Origin of the sequence: Bacillus oleivorans (assembly GCF_900207585.1) — a bacterium.
Taxonomy (GTDB): domain Bacteria; phylum Bacillota; class Bacilli; order Bacillales; family JC228; genus Bacillus_BF; species Bacillus_BF oleivorans.
In genome coordinates this window covers 220,090-236,719 of the sequence record NZ_OAOP01000006.1, presented here as the reverse complement: position 1 = coordinate 236,719, position 16,630 = coordinate 220,090, and the positions used below count along the sequence as shown (strand labels likewise).

17 protein-coding genes are annotated in these 16,630 nt (G+C 38.4%); 14 read left to right on the top strand and 3 right to left on the bottom strand.

Annotated features, from left to right (window positions below; translation table 11 throughout):
- The first annotated feature begins 33 nt into the window (after nt 1-33).
- The 7 genes from CRO56_RS14795 (at nt 34) to fliT (ending at nt 5,879) form a co-directional block, all read left to right on the top strand.
- A complete protein-coding gene (locus tag CRO56_RS14795) occupies nt 34-1,020 on the top strand; it encodes a Gfo/Idh/MocA family oxidoreductase (protein WP_179714295.1) in 987 nt (328 codons plus the stop codon).
- Nucleotides 1,005-1,985, top strand: a complete 981-nt coding sequence (locus tag CRO56_RS14790) for a Gfo/Idh/MocA family protein (RefSeq protein WP_097159387.1) — start codon at nt 1,005-1,007, stop codon at nt 1,983-1,985. Before CRO56_RS14795 ends, CRO56_RS14790 begins: the two co-directional genes overlap by 16 nt.
- Entirely contained in the window at nt 1,982-2,866 is an 885-nt protein-coding gene (locus CRO56_RS14785) for an SGNH/GDSL hydrolase family protein (protein ID WP_097159386.1), read from the top strand. The genes CRO56_RS14790 and CRO56_RS14785 overlap by 4 nt, the downstream gene beginning before the upstream one ends.
- 300 nt (nt 2,867-3,166) lie before the next feature.
- A complete protein-coding gene (gene flaG / locus CRO56_RS14780; protein WP_245855903.1) occupies nt 3,167-3,523 on the top strand; it encodes a flagellar protein FlaG in 357 nt (118 codons plus the stop codon).
- A 23-nt stretch (nt 3,524-3,546) separates the two neighbouring features.
- Complete coding sequence (locus CRO56_RS14775) at nt 3,547-5,091, top strand: flagellar hook-associated protein 2 (RefSeq protein WP_245855901.1); 1,545 nt, start codon at nt 3,547-3,549, stop codon at nt 5,089-5,091.
- A gap of 37 nt (nt 5,092-5,128) precedes the next feature.
- Nucleotides 5,129-5,533 carry a flagellar export chaperone FliS gene (gene fliS, locus CRO56_RS14770; RefSeq protein WP_097159385.1) on the top strand — a complete coding sequence of 135 codons (405 nt, stop codon included), beginning with the start codon at nt 5,129-5,131 and terminating at the stop codon, nt 5,531-5,533.
- Entirely contained in the window at nt 5,526-5,879 is a 354-nt protein-coding gene (gene fliT, locus CRO56_RS14765; RefSeq protein ID WP_097159384.1) for a flagellar protein FliT, read from the top strand. The genes fliS and fliT overlap by 8 nt, the downstream gene beginning before the upstream one ends.
- Before the next feature lie 164 nt (nt 5,880-6,043).
- Here the strand turns inward: fliT and CRO56_RS14760 are convergent, their stop codons facing one another.
- Nucleotides 6,044-7,570 (bottom strand): PAS domain S-box protein, encoded by a 1,527-nt coding sequence (locus CRO56_RS14760; protein ID WP_142305217.1) that lies wholly within the window; start codon nt 7,568-7,570, stop codon nt 6,044-6,046.
- A gap of 528 nt (nt 7,571-8,098) precedes the next feature.
- Here CRO56_RS14760 and CRO56_RS14755 point away from each other — a divergent pair.
- Both CRO56_RS14755 and hpf read left to right on the top strand, forming a co-directional pair.
- Nucleotides 8,099-8,485, top strand: coding sequence for a DUF8042 domain-containing protein (locus CRO56_RS14755; RefSeq protein ID WP_097159382.1), 387 nt, complete (start codon nt 8,099-8,101; stop codon nt 8,483-8,485).
- A gap of 526 nt (nt 8,486-9,011) precedes the next feature.
- The gene (gene hpf / locus CRO56_RS14750; RefSeq protein WP_097159381.1) at nt 9,012-9,578 is read left to right on the top strand and encodes a ribosome hibernation-promoting factor, HPF/YfiA family; all 567 of its coding nucleotides are present in this window, start codon (nt 9,012-9,014) and stop codon (nt 9,576-9,578) included.
- A 47-nt stretch (nt 9,579-9,625) separates the two neighbouring features.
- Here the strand turns inward: hpf and CRO56_RS14745 are convergent, their stop codons facing one another.
- Nucleotides 9,626-10,705, bottom strand: coding sequence for an HD-GYP domain-containing protein (locus tag CRO56_RS14745; protein ID WP_097159380.1), 1,080 nt, complete (start codon nt 10,703-10,705; stop codon nt 9,626-9,628).
- 151 nt (nt 10,706-10,856) lie between these two features.
- Here CRO56_RS14745 and CRO56_RS14740 point away from each other — a divergent pair, with 151 nt between their 5' ends.
- Nucleotides 10,857-11,306, top strand: a complete 450-nt coding sequence (locus tag CRO56_RS14740) for an Lrp/AsnC family transcriptional regulator (RefSeq protein ID WP_097159379.1) — start codon at nt 10,857-10,859, stop codon at nt 11,304-11,306.
- Between the two features lie 115 nt (nt 11,307-11,421).
- On the opposite strand, the gene CRO56_RS14735 is transcribed toward CRO56_RS14740, so the two are convergent.
- The gene (locus tag CRO56_RS14735; RefSeq protein ID WP_097159378.1) at nt 11,422-11,733 is read right to left on the bottom strand and encodes a hypothetical protein; all 312 of its coding nucleotides are present in this window, start codon (nt 11,731-11,733) and stop codon (nt 11,422-11,424) included.
- Between the two features lie 445 nt (nt 11,734-12,178).
- Between CRO56_RS14735 and CRO56_RS14730 the strand changes: the two genes are divergently transcribed.
- The 4 genes from CRO56_RS14730 (at nt 12,179) to CRO56_RS14715 (ending at nt 15,876) form a co-directional block, all read left to right on the top strand.
- Nucleotides 12,179-13,789, top strand: a complete 1,611-nt coding sequence (locus CRO56_RS14730) for a gamma-glutamyltransferase family protein (RefSeq protein WP_097159377.1) — start codon at nt 12,179-12,181, stop codon at nt 13,787-13,789.
- 32 nt (nt 13,790-13,821) lie between these two features.
- Nucleotides 13,822-14,397, top strand: a complete 576-nt coding sequence (locus CRO56_RS14725; RefSeq protein ID WP_097159376.1) for a chromate transporter — start codon at nt 13,822-13,824, stop codon at nt 14,395-14,397.
- Nucleotides 14,394-14,924, top strand: a complete 531-nt coding sequence (locus CRO56_RS14720; protein WP_097159375.1) for a chromate transporter — start codon at nt 14,394-14,396, stop codon at nt 14,922-14,924. The genes CRO56_RS14725 and CRO56_RS14720 overlap by 4 nt, the downstream gene beginning before the upstream one ends.
- Before the next feature lie 103 nt (nt 14,925-15,027).
- A complete protein-coding gene (locus tag CRO56_RS14715; protein WP_097159374.1) occupies nt 15,028-15,876 on the top strand; it encodes a DUF1028 domain-containing protein in 849 nt (282 codons plus the stop codon).
- Nucleotides 15,877-16,630: the final 754 nt, after the last annotated feature.

Below are 16,630 nucleotides of genomic sequence, written 5' to 3'. Positions count from 1 at the left end.
TTGTGTATTAAAATGTTAGAGGAGAAGAAATTGGTGAACTTTAATATTGCAATCATCGGAGTAGGAAATTTAGGAAGAAGGCATTTAGAATCACTTGTAAGGTTAAAGTATAGATCTAATATTTATGTTATTGATCCTAATCAGCAATCGCTAGAAGCATCAAAAATACATTACGATTCAGCTCTTAATGAACATGAAAGCATACATTTGGTAAGGTATTCTACTTTTATAAATGACCTCCCTAAGGATTTAGATTTTGTTATTGTAGCCACTAATTCTAATGTTCGGGAAAATGTTATTGAAGAGTTAATATCTAAGGTTAAAATAAAATATTTTATTTTGGAAAAATTTTTATTTCCTGAAATGAAAAGTTATAACAACATTCAGACATTGATTGAAAAAAATAATGTAAAGTGTTGGGTAAATTGTGGCCGTCGCACATATCAATTGTATCAAGAAATAAAAAGAATAGTTGAGAATTCCAGAAGGATTAGAATACAGGTAAGAGGGTCTAATTGGGGTTTAGGGTGCAATAGTATTCATTTTTTGGATTTAATAGCATTCTTGACAAATGAGAATAATTTTGAACTTCAAAATTCACAGCTTGATAAAGAAATTATTAATAGTAAAAGACCCGGATTTATAGAATTTACGGGTTCTATCATAGGGAATACATTAAATAACAGAGTACAGTTTGAGTTTAGTTCGTTTAATTATGGTTCAATGCCATTAAAAATCATGATAGATAGTGAACTTGCTAGAATCTGGATTAAGGAAAGTACAGGAGAGACTATATTTTCAATTAGGGAAAATCAATGGGTTAATAGAGATAAAGAGTATAAAATACCCAAACAAAGTGAAATGACACATTCAATAATTGAACAAATTATTTCATATGAAGAATGTAATTTACCAACCTTTCAAGAATCATCTCACCTTCATAAACTACTTTTGCAAACATTTTTAAATCACTTAAATGAGAATTGTAATGATGAGGTTAATGAATGTCTAATAACATAAAAGAATTGGTAGAAGAGGTCTGGATTGTTGGGGCAGGCTTAATGGGAAAAGAGTACGCCAAAGTACTAAAAAATATGAATGTTAAATTAAAATTAATAGGTAGAAATCAGGAGAATGCTAATAAAGTTTCTGCAGAACTAGGAATTCCTGTTTATTGTGGAGGTATAAGTAATTACTTAGAAAATTCAACGTATATTCCTTCAAATGTAATAGTTGCAGTAAATTTAGAGGAATTGGCTACCACAACGATGACACTTCTAAAAGCAGGGATTAAAAGTATATTGGTAGAAAAACCAGCTGGATTATATACAAATGATATTAAAAACATAGTTTTAATGGCAGAAAAGGAAAAAGCTGAAGTGTTTGTCGGTTATAATAGAAGATTTTATTCATCTGTTTTAAAAGCACGAGAAATAATAGCCAATGATAGTGGTGTTAAGTCAATTCATTTCGAATTTACTGAGTGGAGCCATACAATTTCCAAACTACAGAAACCAAAAAAGGTTCTAGAAAAGTGGTTTATGGGGAATTCAACTCATGTTATTGATCTTGCTTTTTATTTATCCGGTCGGCCAAAAGAATTTTCAAGTTTTAAAAGTGGTTCAATTAATTGGCATCCAGATGGGTCCATATTTGTTGGTTCAGGAGTAACTGAAAAAAATGTACTTTTTTCTTACCATGCAAATTGGGAAGCTCCAGGAAGATGGGGATTAGAAGTTCTAACAAGCAAACACAGGTTGATATTTAAACCCTTGGAGGAACTTCATATTCAAAAAATTGGATCAATTGAAATAACAAAATATGATTTAGAGGATAAAATCGATAAGGAATATAAACCTGGGTTATATAGACAAGTTAATGCATTTTTAAATAAAGATGGAAAGAAAGGCTTGTTACCAATAAATGAACATTTTATCAACTTTACTGAAATATTTACTAAGATGCTAATGGGAGTTAACGAATGAGAATATTAATAGCTGGAGATTCATTAACATTACCTAGACCTTATCGAATTAATAGTTACGATCCACACCAAGAAAGTGAATTAGCAGTTAAATATTCTGAAACATATGGGAGTTTAATTCAAAGGGAGTTATGTAAATTATATCCACATAAAGAGATTGAAGTTATTAATAGGGGCCAGAGAGGGTTTACTATTAAACACATTCTAAATCAGATTCATGACCATGTTTATTATTTTCAACCAGATGTTCTTATCCTTCATGTTGGAATTGTAGATTGCTGGTTTCGAGAAGAATTAAATGGTAGACAGTTTGTAAATCTTAATGATTTTGAGAAAGGTGTTTCTGAAGTTGTAAAAATAATTAATAGTAATGATACAACAAAATTAATTATTATTGGAATTGCACCAACATCACTAAAAATGGAAGAAAGATATAAGGGGTTACTAGAAGAAATAAAAAAGTATAATAAAATCCTAAGAGAACAGGTGGATTACAATACTATTTTTTTTATTGATTTAGAAAACCACATCCAACCAGAAAACCCACATAAATACCTATTAATGGATGATCAGCATCTAAATAAAGAAGGGAATAGACTGATTTTTAATGATATTAATAATATTATATGTGCTTTGATTGAAAATCAGATTGGGGTAGAATGTTTTCAGGGATCATCTTCTATTAAACAAGCGTTGAATCATTTTAATTGTTCTTTTGCGCACTACCCTTTTTATCTGGATAATCTATATAATATTTTACTTTTATCTTTAGAATTAAAAGATATTGAAAGTATAAATTTAATACTCAAAACGTTAGAAGGTATCCAAATAAACAATCATGAATTAATTGAATTGATTGATTATGTGAAACATAATTATTAATTTTTTTATATTTTTAAATATAAAAATATAATCTTAAAAATTCTAGCAAGAAAATTGGGAGTCCAAATTTTGGTACTCTTTTTTAATCTAAAAATTAGGCAGAAGTATGGAAAACAAAATTCTCCTAACTAACATTTTGATATAGCAACAATCTTGGTAAATCTATTCTCACCTAATCATCAATAAAGAAATGTAATAAGAGGAAAATTCGAGGAACTTTTTTTACTTAAGAATAATTCAAAACAAAATAAATTTGTCGATATAAAAAGAAAGGATTTAAATTGGGGAAGGGGATTTTGTGTGACAAAATCAATGTCAGTACGTGAACAACAAGTTACCATGAATGAGTGGAAGCTCCTAGATCGTTTCAAACAACTCAGTTCCACAAATACCCAGGAAAGTAACCAATCACAATTAAAGGAGTTTCAGCCCAAAAAAGAGCAGGTCCAACAAGCAGTAATTAATTTAAATAAATTTGTAAACCCCTCACACACAGCTTTAAAGTTTGAGTTTCATGAAAAATTGGAAGAGTACTATGTTACGATCGTTGATGAAAATACAAAGGAAATAATAAAGGAAGTTCCACCTAAGAAACTACTTGACATCTATGCTGCAATGGCAGAGTTTCTAGGGTTTATTGTAGATGAGAAAATCTAAATTAGTGTAATGAGGTGATATTTATGAACATGAGAATAGGCGGGCTCGCTAGTGGTATGGATATAGACAAGCTTGTAAGTGATTTAATGAGGGCAGAGCGAATGCCACTTGATAAATTAAATCAAAGAAGGACATTTCTTGAGTGGCAGCGTGACGATTATCGTGAAATGAATAAGTTAATGTTTGATTTTGACCAGCTGATTTTTAATGGGGTAGGCAGACAAAGTACGTTTATTCAAAAACAAGTGACTTCTTCTAATCCTAGTGCAGTTTCGGTTAAAAATATCAGCTCAGTTAATGATTTTTCTGGTTTTCTGAGTGTTGAAAAGCTAGCTCAGTCTGCAACGATGTATAGCTCTGCTAGTGTAACAGACGATGCCAGTAAAACGATAAGCCAGATTGATCCGACTTTCACGAGCTCCCAAGTAATTAAGATTCAGGCAATTGGAGAAGACGGTAAACTTGGGGATGAAGTACAGATAACGGTTAATCCTACAGATACCCTCAATTCAGTTATACAAAAAATTAATGATCAGACAGATGTAAATGCATTTTATGACCAAGGTACAGGGAGAGTTTCTTTTACAGCAAAGCATACTGGAAATGCCCTTAATGCAGATGGCACTGAAGCTCCGGAAATTATCCTAACTGGTTCCTTTTTGACAAGTACATTAAAACTGAGCAGTGATAGTGATGCTGCTGCGACAGATAGTGATGGAGATGGAATTGTTTACGGATCTAAAGGAGTCAACGCCGAATTTACATATAATGGCCTTGCTACCACTCGTTCATCGAATACGTTTCAAATAAATGGTTTTGAAGTGACATTAAAACAGGAAACAAATGGTTCGGTTGTTAACTTTTCTTCTCAACCAGATGTAGATAAAATCCTAGATAAAATTGTTGAATTTGTAGATCAGTACAATAAGATGATTGAAAAAATCAATGGGGAAGTTAGCGAGAGACGTTATCGTGATTACCAGCCATTAACCAATGAACAAAAAGAGGCCATGTCTGAAAATGAGATAAAGCTTTGGGAAGAAAAGGCTAAAAGCGGAACATTGTATCGTGATTCAGTTCTATCAGGCGGATTGACACAAATGAGATATGATTTTTCTAATGAAGTTACTGGTATAAGTGGCTACGTACAATTATCAGAAATTGGGATTACGACGTCTTCGAATTACTTAGATAACGGGAAACTTATAATTGACGAAGATAAACTTAGAGAAGCAATTGCTAATGACCCGAATGGAGTCTACCAACTTTTTAATGCTAATGGAGACGGTGAAACTCAAAGCACGATGGGGATTGCAGATAGATTACGAAATACACTTAAGTCTACGATGGATAGCATCGAGAAAAAAGCAGGAAATACGTATAGTACGAATGCTACTTTTAGTATTGGGAAAACCCTTGAGGATCTAGATGATAGAATTAGTGATTTCGAACGAAGACTCATAAATATCGAAAATCGTTACTGGAGTCAGTTTTCAGCAATGGAAACAGCTATTCAAAGATCAAACTCACAGGCTATGTATTTAATGCAACAATTTGGTGGTGCTTAAACTTACTAAATAAAGGTTTTACTGGAGGAGATACTTTATGGCCATGAAAAACCCCTATCAAACATACCAGGATAATTCAGTAAATACTGCATCGCCTGGAGAACTTACATTAATGCTTTATAATGGCTGTTTAAAATTTATAAAACTTGCAAAAAAAGGAATAGAAGATAAAAACATTGAATTAAAAAATACAAACATCCAAAAGGCTCAAAATATTATTCGGGAGTTAATGGTAACCTTAAATCAGGAAGTTGAAATTTCCAAACAAATAATGCCTCTCTATGATTATATTAATCATAGACTTATACAGGCCAATATAAAAAATGATAGTTCTATATTAGATGAAGTGGAAGGTATGGTCATCGAATTTAGAGATACTTGGAAACAGGTTATTAAATTGAATCGAAATCAGCTAGCAAGCGGGACAGATAATAATGTCTAATGTCCAAAAGTATTATATTGAAACGGTTCAGCTGCTCTCATTTTTAAAAAATGAAAATGGCTGTTTGCTTGGCAGGGACGAGCGAATTGAATTCATTAATTCATGTATCGCTAGTAGACAAGATTTAATAGAACAAATAAAACCTCCTTATTCGAAGGATGAAATGGAGATAGGGAAGAAAACCATAGAGTTGGAAAAAGAGCTTCAAGCCCTACTCCGCTTAGAAAAACAATCGATTCAAAAGGACTTAACTTCGTTTACACAGCATAAAAAATCAAGAAATAAGTATATTAATCCCTACAAGTCTCTTAATTTTGACGGGATGTTTTACGATAAACGAAAATAGCTGACTATTTCAGTATTTGAAGGAAGAAGATTTTCAGTTTATAAAAGAATTAGATACGTTTTTCATTATTTAATGTAAAGCTTCAACACTCAGAGAAGTATAAAAAATGGGATACCCTAAAAAGGAATATCCCGTTTTTTTTTCTTAATATAACTTTATAGTTATTATGCATTCATTGTCGGCAACACAATATCCACTAAACTCCCAAAACCAACCTTACTCCGAATTAACAGCTCACCATGATGACTATTTACAATCTTTTGACTGATGGCTAAACCCAACCCGATTCCCTTTTCCTTGGTTGTATAGAAGGGAGTACCTAGTTTATCAAGATGCTCCTTTGAGATGCCTTTTCCATTGTCAATGATTCGAATCCGGATTGAGTTTTCTAGTAATTCTACCTTAACCCTGACACCGCCGGTTCCGTCAATAGACTCAATCGAATTGACCAACAGATTTATAAGGACTTGCCTTAAATGATCCTCAATCCCATTTGTGAGGATCTGGTCGCGGTTAAAGCTTTGGCTAAGAGTGGCATTGTGCAAATTAGCCTGTGAATCTAATAGAGTAAGAGTACTTTTTACAATTTGATTGAGATTAATCTGTTTCATTGTCCCAGTTTGCGGTTTCGCTAGGAACATGAACTCATTCACAATCGTATCGATTCGGGTCAATTCTTTAAAAATAATATCCCAATAAAAATTATCGTTGTATTTTAACGGTTCCTGTTTCATTAGCTGTAAAAAGCCTTTGATCGAAGTTAGCGGGTTTCGGATTTCGTGCCCAACACCAGCTGCCAGCTGCCCTACTGCGGATAACTTGTCCAATTTTCGGATAAGAGCTTCGCTTTCTTTTCGTTCGGTGATTTCCCGTCCAACTACCATATAATCGGTTCTGTCCCCTGATTTCGTTAAAACTTTACCAATAACTTCGAGCCAGACAAAATGTCCATCTCGATGCTGGTATCGAAATTCGACTCTTTGAGGTTCCCCCGTTTTTAATAATTGTTCGTAACGGTTTACAATGTATGCTTTGTCATCATCATGAATCATATCCAACGCATTTTTTCCAATATAAAAATCTGGTGTGTAACCCATTACAATTTCGTAAGAAGGAGAGGCGTATTGAATAATTCCATTTTGATCAAAGATCCCAATCAGTTCAGACATGTTCTCTGTGATGAGTTTATACTGCTGTTCTTTATGATAAAGTTCGGTTTCTTGCATTTTTTCAATCGATATATCACGCAAGACAGTGACCATACACTTTTGCTGCTCATGACAAATAAGAGTCGTATTGAACTCAAAATGTGCGACTTCTCCGTTGAAACATTTTACATCACACCTTATGAACGGAATGGTTTCCCCGCATTCAAGCTTCTTTAATCGTTGATCCCCAGTTTTATCCTGTTCCCCATAAAGCAGCTCCAAAATAGATTTCCCGATAAGGATCTCCTTATTTGGTGCTTGCAAAAGCTTTACCCCTACTTGATTAACATAACGAATGATACCGTTTTCATGAATAAAGATGCCTGCAGGTATAAAGTCCATAAACTGATGGATTCCTATTTCGGTGAAGGAATAAGGGAGGGAATCTATGACTACGTTAAAGATTGAACTATTCATTTGTCCTGAATCATTGGTCTGGAAAGAAGGGTTATCCACTTTATCACCTGATATTTGTTTTTTCAATATACTTTTTCATAAATATTTTACAACTTTGTTACAAGAAAAAGAAGGTCATTTTCGATATTTTTAGACAAAAATCGATATTTTTTTACAAACTTCGAGTGTGAGAGAGTGAACGGAAATGGACAATAGGGTGGCTTGAAAATTACAAGATTTAGACGATATAAACAAGTGAACGGGGCAGAGACCAATGGTTGTTATAGATATTTTGAAGAGACGGAAAAACTGTTCACTTTTAATAGGAAAGAGTCCCTCATGAACGAATGAGCGGATTGAATACTTCAGATTGCACTGGATCATAGGCAGAAGTTAATAGATCAAATGTAGCCTGCATTTTCAGAGGAAGAACAGAACAAAAAATGAATCAGAATGGAAAAGGAGATTCGGGATTTCTCAGGTTTGGAAAGATATTGATCCTAACAGATATCGCCTCATTTTCAAGGCTAAACAGACGAGAGAAAAGAACGTGAATCCCTACAAATCTCTTAAATTAGACAGGATGTATTACCATAAAAGAAAATAGGTGATATTTTGAAAGCGCTGGATGAAGAGGATCTTCAAGTAATCAGAGAGTACGCAGCATTATTACAAACCATGGATGAGGCCTTTCATTATTTAGTGGAAAGTATAAGCGAATCAGAGAAATTGACTGGCGACCGAATACTGGGAGATATCTTTGCTGTCTTTCAACAGATTTTGACAGCACATGGAGTTCTTGAACAGACCTTAGAGGATGACTCAGAATTAAAACAAGTTCTTGATCAATTTGGAGAGGTTCTTGAGCACTCTTTTAAATTTAATGGAAAACTCAATGATTACGAGTTTAAACAGATTTTTGTGCAAGAGACCTTTGCGCCTGCTTTCCTTGAGTGGTCAAGAGCCATGCAAGTCATCTTGAAACGGTATATTGCACATTGAAACATGGGGACGGTTCTTGCGTTTCACAAGTAAGATGAAACGCAAGAACCGTCCCTTCGTTTCATAATTACGGACATACGTTCCGTTATTTCGATAAAAAACTCTGTTTTGTAGAATTATAGGACATAGGATCTCTTATTTACCGAAAAACGGGCGAAAATTGCCTTAGCTAAACTTAATAACGGAACCTGTGTCCTATAATTTCAGAAATCACCGATTTTGACACAAATAACGGAACTGGTGTCCTATAGAAAACAGGTACAGTCACACGAAAGGTCTTAAGGGACATACTGTCGGCAAAATCCTTGTTTCAATGCCACGATTTTCCTTTTTAGCCAAATTTCCATGCATGCTGAACAGCCCCCATTTCATATAGTAGTGATAACCGGGAGATGTATTGGTTCTATCACGGTTTTTTGTGTCAGTTCTATGACATTTCAATTCTTCTGTTTAGGCAGGAATTGGGACGGGTAGTATAGAAGTAGTAGTATAGTAGTACATAATTGGATGAAGGGGGCATTAGCACATGAACTATATTGTTCGTGGTGAAAACATTGAAGTAACAGCTGCATTAAGGGATTACGTAGAGAAGAAGATTAGCAAGCTGGAAAAGTACTTTACTGAGTCTCCAAATGCCGATGTCCATGTGAATTTGAAAGTGGTTCCTGATAAGCAAGCCAAGGTTGAAGTAACGATTCCGATGCCACAGCTTTTACTTCGGGCTGAAGAAAAAAATCCAGATATGTATGCAGCTATTGATCTTATTGTCGATAAGCTGGAACGACAAATTCGCAAGCACAAAACAAAAGTCAACCGCAAATTGCGTGAAAAAGGAAGTACAAAAGAGGTTTTTGCCGTTCATGAAGAAAGTGCCTCTGCGGTTGCAACAGAAGCAGATATAGATAGTGATAGCGATTTAGAAATTGTCCGCACGAAGCGCTTTGATCTGAAGCCAATGGATAGTGAAGAAGCGATTTTACAAATGAATATGCTCGGACATAACTTTTACGTCTATACCGATGCTGAAACGAATTTAACGAATGTTGTATATAAAAGAAAAGACGGGAAATACGGTTTAATTGAGACGGTCTAATCTAAACCTCCCACAATAAAGGACCTGCAGCTAACGCTCGCAGGTCTTTAACTTTTAACTATCGTAATGTTTTTATGGATACGCAGGTCCACGTCAATTGGGGTGGGTAAAATCTTTCCTTTTTTGTCTTCGATAATTCTTACTAACGGCCGGAGCGGGTAGTCTGAAAAGCCTTTGACCACTACAGCCGATAACCCGTTATTGAGCTGGACCCTAGAGCCGGGCGGGTAAATCGAGACACACCGCAAAAAGGCTTTAATAATTTCGACATCAAACATTGAACCCCCCGCAGCATATAAATATTCAACCGCTTCATGTGCTGTATAAGAATCACGATAGTGGCGCTTAGCCGTTAAGGCGTCAAACACATCGGCAACCGCGACAATCCGAGGGTAAAGGTGAATCGATTGATCTGAGAGCCGGTTCGGATAACCGCCGCCATCTAAACGCTCATGATGGTAAAGAGCACATAACGCTGACATCTCAGAAATATTACGTTGCCTGACCAGGAGCTTAAAGCCAATCTCGGCATGCCGCTGGACAACCATTCGCTCGATTAGGCTAAGTCTGCCCTTTTTCGTTAATACCTGTCTTGGCAAACGGGTCATGCCAATATCAAAAAGCATCGCACCTACCATCAGTTCTACCAGTTCATTTTTAGCAAGCCCCAGCTCGACCCCGATCACGCCCGAAAGGATCCCAACATTTAAGGAATGCTGGAACATCGAATGGTCAAATTGATGGAGGTCATGAAAGCTATGTAGGATCTGCGGTTTTGGCGCGATGTAATTTAACAGGGTTCTTGCGATATGTTCAAATTCTCTGCCTAAGTCAATTGAATTGAATTTGGAGCTAATCTCTTCCTGCGATAAATAGTTGAAAAGGACCCGATAGATTTCCCGGTGCAGCTCTTTACGGCCACGGTGCTCGATGATTGGGTTATATAATACATCGTCCGTATATTCATCTTCAATATATAATTCGCGAATATCGCGTTTTTCGATTAAGGCGAGGAGCGGGGAAGAGAGTCTCGTACCTCTATTTAATAAGAGGAGAAAATCTTCTGTATATAAATCAATGGCGAGTACATCGCCTTCCTTCACATATCTTAAAGGTACTTTTTTCATCGAAGATCTTTCCCCTTTTTTAAAATAACTTGTCCTACTTTTAAATGTATCAGAAATTGTGAAGGTTAGAACTAAAAAACAATACAAACGGACTATAAATAAACGTATAATAATAGAAAACAATGGAAATTTGGACAAGCGGGTGAAGCGAATGAAATTAGACGACACGGATTTAAAAATATTAGAGCTGTTAACCGAGAACGGAAGACTGTCTTATGTGGACATTGGTAAGGAATTGGGATTATCGAGAGTTTCAGTGCGGGATCGGGTTCAGCAGCTGATGCGGAATGGCGTCATTGAAAAGTTTAGTGTGGTTTTAAATTCTGAAAAAGTCGGAAAGAAGGTTTCGGCTTTTTTCGAGGTGGATTGTGAACCAGGGTCGCTGGTTGAAGTAGCACAAACTTTAGCGGATAATCCAAGTGTGGCGAGCTGCTATCAAATGACAGGACCGAGCACCTTACATATGCATGTTTTAGTTGAGGATTTTACGAGCCTTGAGAAATTTATTAATAATGAATTGTATAGTTTAAAAGGGATTACCCGGGTGGAAAGTCATATTCTACTACGGAGATTTAAGAGCCGTTCCGGGCTAAAATTATAATGTAACAGAGGGACGGTTCTTGTGTTTCAATTGGAAGGGTGAAACACAAGAACCGTCCCTCCGTTTCACAAAAAAATAGAGGACGCGAGTTGTCCTCTATTTTTCGTAAATCAGTTTATGCATTTTTCTTAATTCTGAATGATAAAATACCGGCAATTAATAAGAAAATAAATGCGATGGTAAAGAATAAGCCGTTTGCAAAGAATCCATAAACTGCAATGATAATTAAGCCGATTCCAGCAATGGTTTTCCACTTCCAAGATAAGAAACCTAAAAAGATCGCTAATGCAGACAACCAGAAGACAGACGCTCCGCTATCTGTCATTTCTTCTTCGCCGAATACTGCTCCTCCAGCGGTTACAAGGAAACCACTTACAATCCCGGCAAGGCCGCCTAGAATGGCTAAGATCGCTACCCATGTTTTCATATGGTATTACCTCCTTTATTACTAATAATTCTCTCCAATCAATCATGTGTCTAATCTATTGCTATATATATTCACAAACTGCGCAATTAGTTAAAAACACAACATTTTTCATGTTAGTACTCGTTTATCGCTGAGTCAATCGCAGTTTCTCCCCATGATGGAAAATTTTGGTCAAACCTTAGTGAAACAGAGGGACGGTTCTTGTGTTTCAGCTGTTAGATTGAAACAGAGGGACGGTTCTTGTGTTTCGGCTGTTAGATTGAAACAAGAGAACCGTCCCTCCGCTTCGACAAATTCTGTAAAGGTTATAGATATTTTTTAAAATTTTCGCTAAAATTGGTTTTACAAGCTAGGAAAATTTCATTTGTAAAGTCATTTTTTATTATTTACTAACATTTGATAGTAATAGGTTCGTATTTTAAAACATTTAGAAGGATGTGTTTCTATGTTTACAGATTTTCTTAATCATCCCTACCCATCGCAGCGAATGACGACTTTTGCTAGGAATGGGATGGTTGCAACCTCGCAACCGCTCGCTTCGCAGGCAGGGCTGGAAATTTTACAAAAAGGCGGAAATGCGATTGACGCCGCAATCGCAACAGCAGCAACATTAACCGTTGTAGAGCCAACTTCAAATGGAATCGGCAGTGATGCATTCGCCCTTGTTTGGGTGAAGGGCAAGCTACATGGCTTAAATTCGAGCGGGAGAGCGCCGCAAAGCATTTCAATTGAAACCCTTAAAGAAAAGGGTCATGAAAAAATGCCTGCATTTGGCTGGACGCCGGTTACCGTTCCTGGTGCACCAGGCGCTTGGGCGGCTCTTTCGAAAAAATTCGGTAAGCTTCCATTAACGGAAGTGTTGAAACCTGCGATCCGTTTAGCAGACGAATGCTATCCATTAAGCCCAATCCTCGCGAAGTACTGGGGAATTGCCTATAACCGTTTCAAGCAAGAATTTATAACGGAAGAGTTCCAACCATGGTTTGATACATTTGCACCAAATGGCCGCGTGCCAAAAGTTGGAGAAATCTGGCGTTCAGAAGGTCATGCCCGAACACTTCAGTCCATTGCAGAAACAAATGCTGAAAGCTTTTATCGCGGCGAGCTCGCTGAAAAAATCGCTGCTTTTTCGGAAAAGCATGGCGGATATTTATCAAAAGAAGATTTGGCCGCTTTTGAAGCAGAATGGGTTAATCCGATTTCGGTTAACTATCGTGGTTATGATGTCTGGGAAATCCCGCCAAATGGGCAGGGAATTGTCGCATTAATGGCGCTCAATATTGCACAAGGGTTTGACATGAAGTATCGTGACGACGTCGATTCAGTCCACCATCAATTGGAAGCCATAAAATTAGCATTTACGGATGGAAAAGCATTTATTACAGACCCTAAAGATATGAAGATTACAACTGAAGCGCTGCTTTCTGAAAGCTATGCTGCTGAGCGGAGAGCTTTAATTGGTGAAACAGCAATTGAACCAACACCTTATACTCCGCCAAAAGGCGGAACGGTCTACTTGGCAACAGCTGACAGCGAAGGAAATATGGTCTCTTATATTCAAAGTAACTATATGGGCTTTGGCTCAGGAATCGTGGTACCTGGAACAGGTATTTCCCTGCAAAACCGCGGTCATGATTTTTCACTTGATCCTGAGCATCCCAATGCTTTAAAACCAGGCAAGAAAACGTATCATACAATTATTCCTGGATTCCTTACAAAGGATAATGAGGCTGTTGGTCCATTTGGAGTTATGGGTGGCTATATGCAGCCTCAAGGTCACATGCAGGTTGTCATGAATACAGTCGATTTCGGTCTAAATCCGCAAGCTGCATTAGATGCACCAAGATGGCAATGGCTTGAAGGAAAGAAGTTTGTGGTCGAACCGCACTTCCCGAACCATGTGGCACAAGCGTTAGCGCGTAAAGGTCACCAAATTCAAGTTGCGCTTGATACCGGAGGATTTGGCCGCGGACAAATTATCTGGCGCGATCCGGAAACTGGAGTTTTGATGGGTGGTACTGAATCGAGAACGGATGGCGCGATTGCCGCTTGGTAGGACCGTCCACGTAAAAACAGGAGAGTGACAGCATGACACTTTGGAATATTTTTGTTGCCTTCTTCCGCGTTGGAATATTGGGGTTTGGGGGAGGACCATCCTCCATTCCTCTTTTTCATAAAGAGGTCGTGGGCAAGTATAAATGGATGAATGATGATGAGTTTTCGGATGTATTGGCACTAGGAAACGCGTTGCCTGGACCAATTGCGACGAAAATGGCTGGCTATATCGGATACCGAGTGAGCGGGATTCCGGGACTGATTGTATCCCTCACAGCTACCATTCTGCCTACTGTTGTTGCCATGATTTTATTATTAACTGTCTTAAATGCCTATAAGGATGAGCCATGGGTACAGGGGATGTCGCAAGCGGTTGTTCCGGTTGTAATGGTGATGCTCGGTGTGCTTACCTGGGATTTTTTAAAAAAATCGGATCAGTCACTTGGGTGGAAAGCTGCTTCATTAATGGTGACCGGAGCTGCCGTTTTGATTCATTTTTTAGGCGTGCATCCTGCGTTTGTCATCTTTGCCCTCCTTCTATTTGCGTTATTGAAAAAAGATCCGGCTCCAGAGAATCAAGAGCAGGTTAAGAAGGAGAGAACAGGATGATTTTTTGGGAAATCTTTTTAGCGTTTTTTATACCTGGGATTTTGGGTTATGGCGGTGGACCAGCTTCAATTCCGTTGATTGAGAATGAAGTGGTGGACCGCTACGGCTGGTATACCGTCCAACAGTTTAGTGAAATTGTTGCGCTCGGAAATTCCTTGCCGGGTCCGATTGCGACGAAAATGGCTGGTTATATTGGCTATGATGTCGGTGGAGTCTTGGGAGCACTAGTAGCATTATTTGCTTCAGTTGCACCATCGATGATTCTCATGATTGGCTTGCTTGCCATTTTATTAAAATACAAGGAATCACCAAAGGTGAAAAGACTCAGTACCTACGTACGTCCAGTTATCGCGGTTTTACTCGGAGTTATGACACTCGACTTCTTCTTGACCTCTGAAAATGATTTAGGACTTTGGCAAACGCTTGGGATTGGGGTTGCAGCTTATCTGCTGATGGAGCGGTTTAAGGTTCATCCAGCTTTTGTCATTGGGCTGGCACTTGTATACGGGGGATTATTTTTAGCTTAGATAGAGTACGAGTTAGGAATCAGGGGGACGGTTCTTTTGTTTCAATCGGAAGGGTGAAACACAAGAACCGTCCCCACGTATCCAAAGGGGGGAGCTTTATAATATGACATTTTCTATAGTTGGATATGATCCAAAAGCAAAAGAGTGGGGTGTTGCGGTACAATCGAAATTTTTAGGGGTAGGCGCTGTTGTTCCTTGGGCGAAGGCTGGAGTTGGAGCCATCGCAACTCAATCGTATGCTAATACAACATACGGTCCTAGAGGATTAGCCATGCTGGAAAGAGGCATGTCAGCTGCAATGGTCATTCATAAACTGATTCAGGATGATCCGGATCATCATTTGAGACAAATCGGTGTAGTTGATGCTCAAGGGAATGCGGCCAGCTACACGGGGAAAGGCTGCTATGATTGGGCTGGCGGACAGTCTGGACTTCACTTTGCCGCGCAAGGGAATATTCTTGTCGATGAGAAAACCGTAATAGCGATGTCAAAAACATTTACACAGACAAAAGGAGCACTCGCTGAAAGACTGATGGCTGCTTTGGAAAAAGGTCAAGAGGCTGGCGGGGATAAACGCGGGATGCAATCTGCTTCTCTGCTTGTTGTGAAAGAGAAGGGTGGCTACGGCGGGTTTAATGACCGCTATATCGATTTGCGTGTCGAGGATCATAAAGAACCAATTCAGGAGCTAAAACGAATTTATCAGTTACACCAGCTTTATTTTGCCAAACCATCACCTGAAAAAATTGTAAGGATTGAGGGCGATGTCGAAGCAAAACTGGTTACTGAGTTAAACAGACGGCAATATTTAACGAACCAGGCAACATCCTCCGACGAACTCCACCAAGCCCTAACCAAATACATCCACTCTGAAAACTTTGAAATGCGCGAACAGGAAATCGGGTTGATCGATTTAGATGTTTTGGAGTATATGAAAAAACAGGGGGTCTGACCCCACATTGGAAATTTGAAACTGCTTAACTCCGGTTTTGGGACTGGGGTTTTTTGTTTTTTGCATGGATTTTGCCTGTGTGACTTTTTCGGGCGCAGTGCACTGTTAATGGGTGGTTCTGAGACATTTTTGGGCACTGAGCACTTTTAATGGGCGGCACTGAGACATTTTTGGCACTGAGCACTTTTAATGGGCGGCACTGAGACATTTTTGGGCACTGAGCACTTTTAATGGGCTGCACTGAGACATTTTTGGGCACTGAGCACTGTTAATGGGCGGTTCTGGGACTTTTTTGGGCGCAGTGCACTGTTAATGGGCGGCACTGAGACATTTTTGGGCGCTGTGAACTGTTAATGGGCGGCACTGGGACTTTTTCGGGCGCAGTGCACTGTTAATGGGCGGTACTGAGATATTTTCGGGCGCAGTGCACTGTTAATGGGCGGCACTGAGACATTTTTGGGCGCAGTGCACTGTTAATGGGCGGCACTGAGACTTTTTTGCGTGCTGGGCACTGTTAATGGGCGGTTCTGAGACATTTTTGGGCGCAGTGCACTGTTAATGGGCGGCACTGGGACTTTTTCGGGCGCAGTGCACTGTTAATGGGCGGCACTGAGACATTTTTGGGCGCAGTGCACTGTTAATGGGCGGCACTGAGACTTTTTTGGGCGCAGTGCACTGTTAATGGGCGGCACTGAGACTTTTTTGGGCGCAGTGCACTGGTATTTGGCGGTTCATAATCTCAAATAGGGTGTCG